Raw genomic sequence first — 10,029 nt, 5'->3', positions numbered from 1 at the left:
GCGGCAGGGGCGGCTGAGGTGGCAGGGGTGGCAGGGGTGGCTGAGGTGGTCGCCGGGGCCTGCGGAGTGCCCGGGGCCTGTGTAGTGCCCGGGACCTGTGTAGTGCCCGGGACCTGAGGAGTGCGCGGGGCCAGTGGAGGGCCGGGCGCGCCCGTCGGGGCGGCCAGGTGGTGGCGGGCGAACGCCAGCGCCTCCGCGAGGTCCGCCTCGCGCTCGGCCCCGGACATCGCGCGCCGGGTGTTGACCTCGATCACGACATGGCCGTCGAAGCCGCCGCGCGCGACCCGCGCCAGCAGTTCGGCGCACGGCTGGGTGCCGCGCCCCGGCACCAGGTGCTCGTCCTTGGCCGAACCATTGCCGTCCGCGAGGTGGAGATGGCCGAGCCGGTCGCCCATCCGGTCGACCATGGCCAGGGTGTCGGAACGGGCGGTCGCGGTGTGCGAGAGGTCGAGGGTGAAGTGCCGGTACTCGTCCTTGGTCACGTCCCACTCGGGGGCGTAGGCGAGCAGCTCACGGTCCCGGTAGCGCCACGGGTACATGTTCTCGACGGCGAACCTGACGTCCGTCTCCTCCGCCATCCGCCAGATGCCGGAGACGAAGTCCCGCGCGTACTGGCGCTGCCAGCGGAACGGCGGATGCACGACCACCGTGCTCGCCCCGAGCCGCTCGGCCGCCGTCCGCGCCCGCTGGAGCTTCACCCACGGATCCGTCGACCAGACCCGCTGGGTGATCAGCAGACAGGGCGCGTGGACGGCGAGGACCGGGACCCCGTACCGGTCGGAGAGCCGGCGCAGCGCGTCGATGTCCTGGCTGACCGGATCGGTCCAGACCATGACCTCGACGCCGTCGTATCCGAGGCGCGCGGCGATCTCGAAGGCGGTCGCCGTCGACTCCGGATAGACGGAGGCCGTCGACAGCGCCACCTTCGCGTCCGGGGTGCGCACCACTGGTTCTGCCACGGGGACAGCGTACGGGCACGCTCCGGGCGGGCGGTGGCGCGCTGCGGCCGGTGCACCGGGGCGTAAGGGGTCAGGCCGTCACGGACCGGGCCGGGCCGGGCCGTCACGGATCGGACCCGCACGCAGCACCCCGTCACGCGCCAGGCCGTACGGACCGGACCCGCACGCAGCACCCCGTCACGCGCCGGGCCGTAAGGACCGGCCCCGCACCCAGCAGCCCGTCACGTCGTCGGCAGCTGGTCCAGTCGGCGCAGGATGATCCCCTCGCGCAGCGCCCAGGGGCAGATCTCCAGCGTGTCGACGCCGAACACGTCCATCGCCCCCTCCGCGACCAGCGCCCCCGCCAGCAGCTGCGAGGAGCGGCCCTCGGAGACGCCGGGGAGCGCGGCGCGCTGGAGGGCGTTCATGCCGGCGAGCTTGGGGACCCACTCCTCCAGGGACGCGCGGCTCAGCTCGCGCTGTACGTAGAGGCCCTCGGCGGAGCGCGCGGCTCCGCCGAGGCGGGCCAGCTGCTTGAAGGTCTTGGACGTCGCGACGACATGGTCCGGGGTGCCGAAGCGGGAGAACTCGCCGACCGTACGGGCGATCTCCGCCCGTACATGGCGGCGCAGCGCCTTCACGTCGATCGGGTCGGGCGGATCGCCGGGCAGCCGTCCGGCGGTGAGCCGGCCCGCGCCCAGGGGCAGGGAGACGGCGGCGTCCGGCTCCTCGTCCATGCCGTACGCGATCTCAAGCGAGCCGCCGCCGATGTCCAGGACCAGCAGTTTCCCGGACGACCAGCCGAACCAGCGGCGGGCGGCGAGGAAGGTGAGCCGGGCCTCCTCCTCGCCGGTGAGCACTTCGAGATCCACTCCGGTCTCGCTCTTGACGCGGCCGAGCACCTGGTCGGCGTTGCTGGCCTCGCGCACGGCGGAGGTGGCGAAGGGCAGTACGTCCTCGCACCCCTTGTCCTCGGCGGCCTGGAGGGCGTCGGCGACCGTGGCCACCAGCCGGTCGACGCCCTCGGGGCCGATCGCGCCGTCCGCGTCGAGGAGTTCGGCGAGCCGCAGCTCCGCCTTGTGCGAGTGCGCGGGCAGCGGGCGGGCACCGCGGTGCGCGTCGACAGCCAGCAGGTGCACCGTGTTCGAACCGACGTCGAGGACTCCGAGTCTCATGGGCGGAACGCTACTGCGAGCGCGCGCATACGCTGGACCCGTGCCAAAGACGAAAAAGGCGAAGCCGGGCAAAGCTCAGGGCCCGAAGAAGCAGGACGAGCGGCGTCGGGAGGTCCGGGTCGCCGCTCCGGACGTGCCCGACGAGAAGGGGCTGGACTTCGCCCGCGCCTGGGTGGAGTTCCCGGATCCCGCCGACGAAGAACAGGTCTTCCGCTGCGATCTGACCTGGCTCACCTCGCGCTGGACCTGCATCTTCGGCAGTGGCTGCCAGGGCATCGAGGCGGGCCGCGCGGACGACGGATGCTGCACGCTGGGCGCGCACTTCTCGGACGAGGACGACGAGAAGCGGGTGGCGGAGCATGTGGCGCGTCTCACTCCCGACCTGTGGCAGTTCCACGCGGAGGGCACGCGTACGGGCTGGACGCAGACCGACGAGGACGGCGACCGCCAGACGCGGCGCTGGGAGGGTTCGTGCATCTTCCAGAACCGTCCCGGCTTCGCGGCGGGCGCGGGCTGCTCGCTGCACATCCTGGCGCTGCGCGAGGGGCGCGAACCGCTGGAGACGAAACCGGACGTCTGCTGGCAGCTGCCGGTCAGGCGCACGTACGACTGGATCGACCGGCCCGACGACACCCGGGTGCTCCAGGTGTCGATCGGGGAGTACGACCGGCGCGGCTGGGGTTCGGGCGGCCACGATCTGCACTGGTGGTGCACGTCGGCGACCTCGGCGCACGGCGCGGGCGAGCCCGTGTACAAGACGTACCGGCCCGAGCTGACCGAGCTGATGGGCAAGGAGGGGTACGAGCGGCTGGCCGAGCTGTGCGAGCGGCGGATGGCGAGCGAACTGCCGCTGCTCGCCCCGCACCCGGCGGATCCGGCGGGCGCGGCGGGCGCGGCGGGCGCGTGACCCACCCGGCCGGGTCGGCCGGGTGGTGAGGGGCGATTTCCCCTGCGGGCGCTGTCGGGCGCCGTCACGCGCCTTAAGTCGACGGCGGTCGACGGCGGTCGACGGCGCCTGGCCGACCGCCCGGCTCCGAAACGTTTCTGCTCCTCGGTACCGCGTCCGGTCCGCTCTCAGCCCGACGGCGACGGATCCTCGGGAGCGGTCCCCGTCGGATCGGGGCTGCCGGGGCCGGGGTCCGGGTCCGACGGGCCGGGGCCGGACGGACCCGGGTCGGAGGGGCCGGTGCTGGAGCCGGGGTCGGAGGGGCCGGGCCCGCTCGGGTCCGAGGGGGCCGGGACGGTGGGCCTGGACGGTCCAGGGCCCGAGCCGCCGGGCGGCGAGGTCGGCGCGGTGCTGCCCGGGGAGCCGGGAACGCCGGGGCGGCCGGGGCGGCCGGTCTGTCCGGGGCGGCCGGAGGCGGGCGGCCTGGGGCCGTAGCCGTGGATCTTCACCACCGCGCCCGCCGGGTAGAGCGCGATCCGCGCGCTCCACGGTCCGGAGGGCGTGCGCCGGTGGTCCACGGTGACGCGGACCGTGCTGGACTCGCCGGGTGCGAGCGTGCCGTAGTGGCTGCTCAGCCGGAGCCAGCGGGCTTCCGTCCCCGCGGTCCAGGAGACCGGCTCGCCACCGGAAGCCCGGAGCGTGATCAGCGTCGTGTCCCCGGTGGGGTGGGCCTCGACCGTGATCCGGCCGGGGTTCGAGCGTCCCGGGCCGACCGGCGGCACGCCGGCGCCGTCGCTGATGACCTCGACGGAGACGTCGGGTGACCGGCTGCCCTCGACGAAGCGGGAGCCCTTGCCGTCCTGCGCGATACCGGCGTTCTCGTAGTGCTCGTAGGGCTCTCCGTCCACGGCGTCCGGTGTCTCCGTCTCGCCCGCGGTCACCGAGGAGCCGCTGTGCCCCTCGCCCGTCTGCGGAACGCCCCGGTGCGCGGCCCAGAGGGCGAGGACCGGGGCGGCGACGACGGTCGCGACGACGGTGGTGGTCACGGCGCGCGCCCGCAGCCGGTCGCGGCGGGCCGCCCGGTCCTTGGGGTCCATGGGGAAGCCGCTGCGGTCGAAGCGCGGCGCGCTCGCGCGGGCCCGGGGCGCCCGGGTCATGGCGGCGTACGCGGCGCCGCGCTCCACGGTGACCAGCGGCAGGACGGCGGGCGCGGCGGCCGGGGACTCCGGCACCCGGCCCGGAGGGCGCGATCCCGGCCAGGGACCGGCCGCCTCGACACGCTCGGCGGCGCGGCGGCAGCGCGGGCAGTCGTCCACGTGCCGGACCAGTTCGCGCCGGAGCGCGGCGGAGAGCAGCACTTGGTGGTCGCCGGTGAGCCGGGCCACCGAGGGACAGTCGCCGGTGTCGACGACGGCGAGCGCGGCGCGGGTGCGCTCCACCTCGCAGGCGGCGGAGGAGAGCAGCTCGCGGGCCGCGGACGGCTCCATGGACACCACGGCGGCGACCTCGTCCGGGGCGAGCCGGTGCCGTACGGACAGCTCCAGCACCTCGCGCTGCTCGGGGGTGGTGCCCGCGGCCTCCGGCCAGGCCAGCAGCGCCAGTTCGCCGCGGTGGCGCGCGGCGGTCTCCGGCTCGGTGGCGGGCTCCGCCGCCGGTTCCGCCGCCCGCTCCGGGGCGCGGTGGCCCGTATGCGCCCCCTGCCTGCCGCGCCGCTGTTCGGTCACCTTGCGCAGGCACGCCCAGCGGGCGATCGCGTACAGCCATGCTCTGCGCCCGTCCGTCCCGGCGGGGCAACGGCCTTGCTGGCGCTCGGAGATGGCGAGGACGTCACCCAACACCTCGGTGGCCGCGCCGTGGTCGCACAGCACGGAGAGGCAGTAGGTGAACAGGCCGTCCAGATACGGTTCGTACCGGGCGGGCGGGTGCTGCGCCACCGACTGGGGCGCACGACGGAGCGCGCGGTGTGCGCCGGTGGTGTGCGTGGGGGGCTCGGGGCTGCTGCTCATCACCCGGCGACGGTAGACATTCGGGCCCGCGCCCTTCACACCCCTTGAGCACATTTAATTCTTACGGGTGAAGCTATCCCTCAAAAGGGGACATGAATGTCTACTTTGGTATCGCCCTCTCCCTCTTTCGTGGCGCCTGGCGGATCCCCGGCGCCCCCGGCGCACCCGCCCCGGTCGGGAGTGTCGGTGGGCCCCTATACGGTGACGCCATGGCTGCCCGTACGAAATCCGCGAAGGACCGGCCGTCCTACCGCTGCACCGAGTGCGGATGGACGACCGCCAAGTGGCTCGGCCGCTGCCCCGAATGCCAGGCGTGGGGCACGGTGGAGGAGTACGGCGCGCCCGCGGTGCGGACCACGGCCGCGGGCCGGGTCTCGACGGCGGCGCTGCCGATCGGCGAGGTCGACGTCCGTACGGCCACCGCGCGCTCCACGGGGGTGGCCGAGCTGGACCGGGTGCTGGGCGGCGGTCTGGTGCCCGGCGCCGTGGTGCTGCTGGCGGGCGAGCCGGGCGTCGGCAAGTCCACGCTGCTGCTCGACGTCGCCGCGAAGGCGGCCGGGCCCGAGCACCGCACGCTCTATGTGACCGGCGAGGAGTCCGCGAGCCAGGTGCGGCTGCGCGCCGACCGGATCAAGGCGCTCCACGACGATCTGTATCTCGCCGCCGAGACGGATCTCTCCGCCGTGCTCGGCCATCTCGACGCGGTCAAGCCGTCGCTGCTGATCCTGGACTCCGTACAGACCGTGGCCTCGCCCGAGATCGACGGCGCTCCCGGCGGGATGGCGCAGGTGCGCGAGGTCGCGGGCGCGCTCATCCGCGCCTCGAAGGAGCGCGGGATGGCCACCCTGCTGGTGGGCCACGTCACCAAGGACGGCGCGATCGCGGGTCCGCGGCTGCTGGAGCACCTCGTGGACGTCGTGCTGTCCTTCGAGGGCGACCGCCATGCCAGGCTGCGGCTCGTCCGGGGCATCAAGAACAGGTACGGGGCGACCGACGAGGTCGGCTGCTTCGAGCTGCACGACGAGGGGATCACCGGGCTGACCGACCCGTCGGGGCTGTTCCTGACCCGCCGCGACGAGCCCGTTCCCGGTACGTGCCTGACGGTCACCCTGGAGGGCAAGCGTCCGCTCGTCGTGGAGGTGCAGGCGCTGACGGTGGACTCGCAGATCCCCTCACCCCGGCGCACCACCTCCGGTCTGGAGACCTCGCGGGTCTCGATGATGCTGGCGGTGCTGGAGCAGCGCGGCCGCATCAGCGCGCTCGGCAAGCGGGACATCTACAGCGCGACGGTGGGGGGCGTGAAGCTCACCGAGCCGGCCGCCGACCTCGCGGTGGCGCTCGCGCTGGCCTCGGCGGCCAGCGACACCCCCCTCCCGAAGAACCTGGTCGCGATCGGTGAGGTGGGGCTCGCGGGGGAGGTCAGACGGGTCACGGGAGTGCAGCGCAGGCTCGCCGAGGCACACCGTCTGGGCTTCACCCAGGCGCTCGTTCCGACCGACCCGGGAAAGATCCCCGCCGGTATGAAGGTCACAGAAGTCGCTGATATGGGTGATGCTCTGAGGGCGTTGCCGCGCCGGGGTCGTGCGGACGCCCCACGGGACGACAACGCTCGCCGGTAGACTTTGCCCTGGTCTCGCCCATCCGTACGAGCCGGAGGAGTGCAGTGGCAGCCAACGACCGGGCATCAGCGCCCGGAAAATCCGGCGCGGGCTCCGGCAACGAAGCGCTGATGCGCGCCACCCTGAGCGCTGTCGCGCCGGGTATGGGCCTGCGCGACGGGCTGGAACGGATCCTGCGCGGCAACACCGGCGGTCTCATCGTCCTCGGCATGGACAAGACCGTCGAATCGATGTGCACGGGCGGCTTCGTGCTGGACGTGGAGTTCACCGCGACGCGCCTGCGCGAGCTGGCCAAGCTGGACGGCGCGCTCATTCTCGACAAGGACATCACCAAGATCCTGCGGGCCGGCGTGCAGCTGGTCCCGGAGTCCTCGATCCCCACCGAGGAGACGGGCACCCGGCACCGCACGGCGGACCGGGTGTCGAAGCAGTGCGGCTTCCCGGTCGTCTCCGTGTCGCAGTCGATGCGGCTGATCGCGCTGTACGTGAACGGGGAGCGCCGGGTCCTGGAGGAGTCGGCGGCGATCCTGTCGCGGGCGAACCAGGCGCTGGCGACCCTGGAGCGGTACAAGCTGCGGCTGGACGAGGTCGCGGGCACGCTCTCCGCCCTGGAGATCGAGGACCTGGTGACGGTCCGGGACGTGACGGCGGTGGCGCAGCGGCTGGAGCTGGTGCGCCGCATCGCCACGGAGATCGCCGAGTACGTGGTGGAGCTGGGCACCGACGGCCGGCTTCTCTCGCTGCAGCTCGACGAGTTGATCGCGGGCGTGGATCCGGAGCGGGACCTGGTCGCGCGCGACTACGTGCCCGAGCCGACCGCGAAGCGCTCGCGCACGGTCGACGAGGCGCTGGTCGAGCTGCACGGCCTCACCCATCCCGAGCTGCTCGAACTGCCCATCGTGGCGCGGGCGCTGGGCTACAGCGGGTCGCCCGAGACGCTGGACTCGGCGGTCTCGCCGCGTGGTTACCGGCTGCTGGCGAAGGTGCCCCGGCTGCCGAACGCCATCATCGAGCGGCTGGTCGAGCACTTCGGCGGGCTGCAGAAGCTGCTGGCCGCGAGTGTGGACGATCTCCAGACGGTCGACGGTGTCGGCGAGGCGCGGGCCAGGAGCGTGCGCGAGGGGCTGTCGCGGCTGGCGGAGTCGTCGATCCTGGAGCGGTACGTGTAGGGCCTACGCGCGGGCCCTGCACGCAGGGCCTCCGTGCGAGGCGCGCCCCGTCGGGTGGCGCACGGGGAACGCCCCGGCCGTTTCGGCCGGGGCGTTCGCGCGTCGCGGGTGACGGGCCGGGTCCTTCGTCAGGATCGGGCGCGAGCCCGGCCCGGTCCGGACGGGAGGCCCCGGGGCGGGGTCAGTCCTTCTCCAGCCGGATGGACTGCTGGCCCTGCTTCACGGTGGCGCCCGCCGTCTTGGCCTCCACCAGATACGTTCCGGGGCCGACCGCGCCGGGCGGCGGGGAGGCGCACTTCGACGTGCTCTTCTTGCGGTCCCACTCGACGGTCCGGGTGACGGTGCCGTTGGCGGGGACCTCGAAGAACGACGCGCCGGTCTTCGGGCAGTCCTTGGAGGTCCAGACCTGGTCGTCGTCCGCGTCGGTGATGGTCAGCACGATGGCCTTCGGCCCGAAGTCGGCCTTGCAGCGGGTGCCGGAGGTGTTGGTGGCGGTCAGCCGGAACGCGGGCTTCTCGCCGGGCGCGTAGGCGACCTTCGTGGTGGCCAGACGCAGGGTGAGGGAGTTGGGGGCGCAGTCGGGGAGCGCGGAGCCGGCCGGCAGCTGACGGCCCGTACCGGTGGAGCCCGTACCGCCGCCGGAGCCGGAGCCCGAGCCGGAGCCCGTACCGCCGCCGGAGCCCGCCCCGCCGCCGCCGTCCGACGCGCCGCCCGAACCGCCCGAACCGCCGGAGCCACCGGAACCGCCCGAGCCGCCCTCCGAGCCGCCGGAGCCGCCGGAGCCGCCGCTGTCGCCGTTCTTGCCGCCGTCGCTCTTGCCGCCGTCACCGCCCGCGTCGGTGCCGCCCGTACCGTCGCCGCCGGAGCCGCCGGAGCCGCCCGAGCCGCCCGAGTCGTCGCGCCCGCCGGGCTGCTGGCTGATGGCGGGACCCGAGCCCGAGGGGCCGGGACCGATGGTCTTGGTGGGGTTGGCGCCGTCGGAGGTGTCGCCCGTCTTCTTGTTCCCCCCACCGCTGCCGAAGCTGACGACCCATACGACCAGCAACGCGAGCAGCGCGATCAGAGTCGCCGCGACAGCCCTCCGTCGCCAGTAGATGGTGGAGGGAAGCGGCCCGACCGGTTTGCGCAAAGATCCCACGGCGCAAACTGTACGAGAGATCGGGGCCAACTCCCGCCCCCATGCCGCTCGTCTTGGCAAGTTTTAGGGATCATCATCCCGGTGGGGTGCCATCGGCCCTTCGGGCGAAGGAAATCGGGCAGCGGAAGGCGCGTGCGGGGAACCCCGGGTGAACTCTGTACGTTCTCCCCATGGACAGCAGCGCAACCAGCGATCTCTATCTCGACATAACCGACTTCGCCCGCGGGACCCCCTCCTGGTTCCAACACCTGGCAGAGCTGTGGACGGAGGCCGGACTGCTGTTGTTCGGCGCTCTCTTCGTGGCGGTCTGGTGGTTCGCCCGGCCCTCCGGCACGCGCGCCGTGGCCGTGGCGGTCCTCGCTCCGCTGGCGACGGCCGTCGCCTATCTGTGCAGTGAGGTGCTCAAGACCTTCTTCACGGAGGACAGGCCGTGCCGCGCGGTGGTCGGCGCGGGCGCCTCGCTCGTCGCCTGCCCGCCCGTCGGCGACTGGTCCTTCCCGAGCAACCACTCCACGATCGCCGGGGGCGCCGCCATCGCGCTCGCCCTCGCCCGCCCGGTGCTCGCCTACCTCACCGTGCCGATGGCGCTGCTGATGGCGTTCTCACGGGTCTTCGTCGGCGTGCACTACCCGCACGACGTCGCGGTGGGCCTGGTGCTCGGCGGTCTGGTGGCCACGCTCGTCGTGCTGCTGGCCGCCAAGCCCCTGCAGACACTGGTGGGGACGATGCGGACCAGTCGCTCGGGGCTCGCGCTCTGGCTGGCGGGTCCTGGCACCGGTACGGGCGCCCGCCCCGCCGTCGAGCGCGGCCGGCACAGCGCCGGCCGCCGCTGACCGCACGGCAGATCGCCCGCCCGGACGTCTACCCGAAAGATACGGAAGAGACACGAGAGACGGACCGGGAGCGGTACGGAAAGGACAGGGAGCGCGGACGCGGGCGGACCCGGGCGTGTGACAACCTCCGGCGCACGCCCGCCTGCTGCACCGTCCACGCTCCCGGTCGTGCCAGGATCGGTGGTGCCATGACTGCTACCCCCGCGCACACCTCAGACGACGCCGCGTACGCCCCGGACGGCGCGCTCCCCACCCCCCATCCCCC

Annotated in this window: 8 protein-coding genes; 4 read left to right on the top strand and 4 right to left on the bottom strand. The window is 73.6% G+C overall.

The features are described from left to right. Window positions 1-959 (bottom strand): sugar phosphate isomerase/epimerase family protein (locus DVH02_RS24140; protein WP_233518433.1); only part of this gene is annotated, 959 nt, incomplete at its 3' end. A 221-nt stretch (window positions 960-1,180) separates the two neighbouring features. Further along, a complete protein-coding gene (locus DVH02_RS24135) occupies window positions 1,181-2,113 on the bottom strand; it encodes a Ppx/GppA phosphatase family protein (RefSeq protein WP_114625936.1) in 933 nt (310 codons plus the stop codon). Window positions 2,114-2,153: 40 nt separating this feature from the next. Here DVH02_RS24135 and DVH02_RS24130 point away from each other — a divergent pair, with 40 nt between their 5' ends. Beyond that, entirely contained in the window at window positions 2,154-3,020 is an 867-nt protein-coding gene (locus DVH02_RS24130) for a hypothetical protein (protein WP_114625935.1), read from the top strand. Window positions 3,021-3,187: 167 nt separating this feature from the next. Here the strand turns inward: DVH02_RS24130 and DVH02_RS24125 are convergent, their stop codons facing one another. Next, window positions 3,188-5,005, bottom strand: a complete 1,818-nt coding sequence (locus tag DVH02_RS24125) for a sigma-70 RNA polymerase sigma factor region 4 domain-containing protein (RefSeq protein ID WP_233518434.1) — start codon at window positions 5,003-5,005, stop codon at window positions 3,188-3,190. Between the two features lie 209 nt (window positions 5,006-5,214). Here DVH02_RS24125 and radA point away from each other — a divergent pair, with 209 nt between their 5' ends. Continuing rightward, window positions 5,215-6,624, top strand: a complete 1,410-nt coding sequence (gene radA / locus DVH02_RS24120) for a DNA repair protein RadA (RefSeq protein WP_114625933.1) — start codon at window positions 5,215-5,217, stop codon at window positions 6,622-6,624. Between the two features lie 44 nt (window positions 6,625-6,668). Beyond that, window positions 6,669-7,793, top strand: coding sequence for a DNA integrity scanning diadenylate cyclase DisA (disA, locus tag DVH02_RS24115; RefSeq protein ID WP_114625932.1), 1,125 nt, complete (start codon window positions 6,669-6,671; stop codon window positions 7,791-7,793). A 181-nt stretch (window positions 7,794-7,974) separates the two neighbouring features. On the opposite strand, the gene DVH02_RS34890 is transcribed toward disA, so the two are convergent. Beyond that, entirely contained in the window at window positions 7,975-8,931 is a 957-nt protein-coding gene (locus DVH02_RS34890; protein ID WP_147286116.1) for a hypothetical protein, read from the bottom strand. Between the two features lie 170 nt (window positions 8,932-9,101). On the opposite strand from DVH02_RS34890, the gene DVH02_RS24100 reads away from it, so the two are divergent. Continuing rightward, window positions 9,102-9,764, top strand: a complete 663-nt coding sequence (locus DVH02_RS24100) for a phosphatase PAP2 family protein (protein ID WP_114625929.1) — start codon at window positions 9,102-9,104, stop codon at window positions 9,762-9,764. Window positions 9,765-10,029: the final 265 nt, after the last annotated feature.

The organism is Streptomyces corynorhini, assembly GCF_003346515.1.
Lineage (GTDB): Bacteria > Actinomycetota > Actinomycetes > Streptomycetales > Streptomycetaceae > Streptomyces > Streptomyces corynorhini.
The sequence above is the reverse complement of the archived record's forward strand: the minus strand, read 5'-3'. Positions and strand labels throughout refer to the sequence as shown.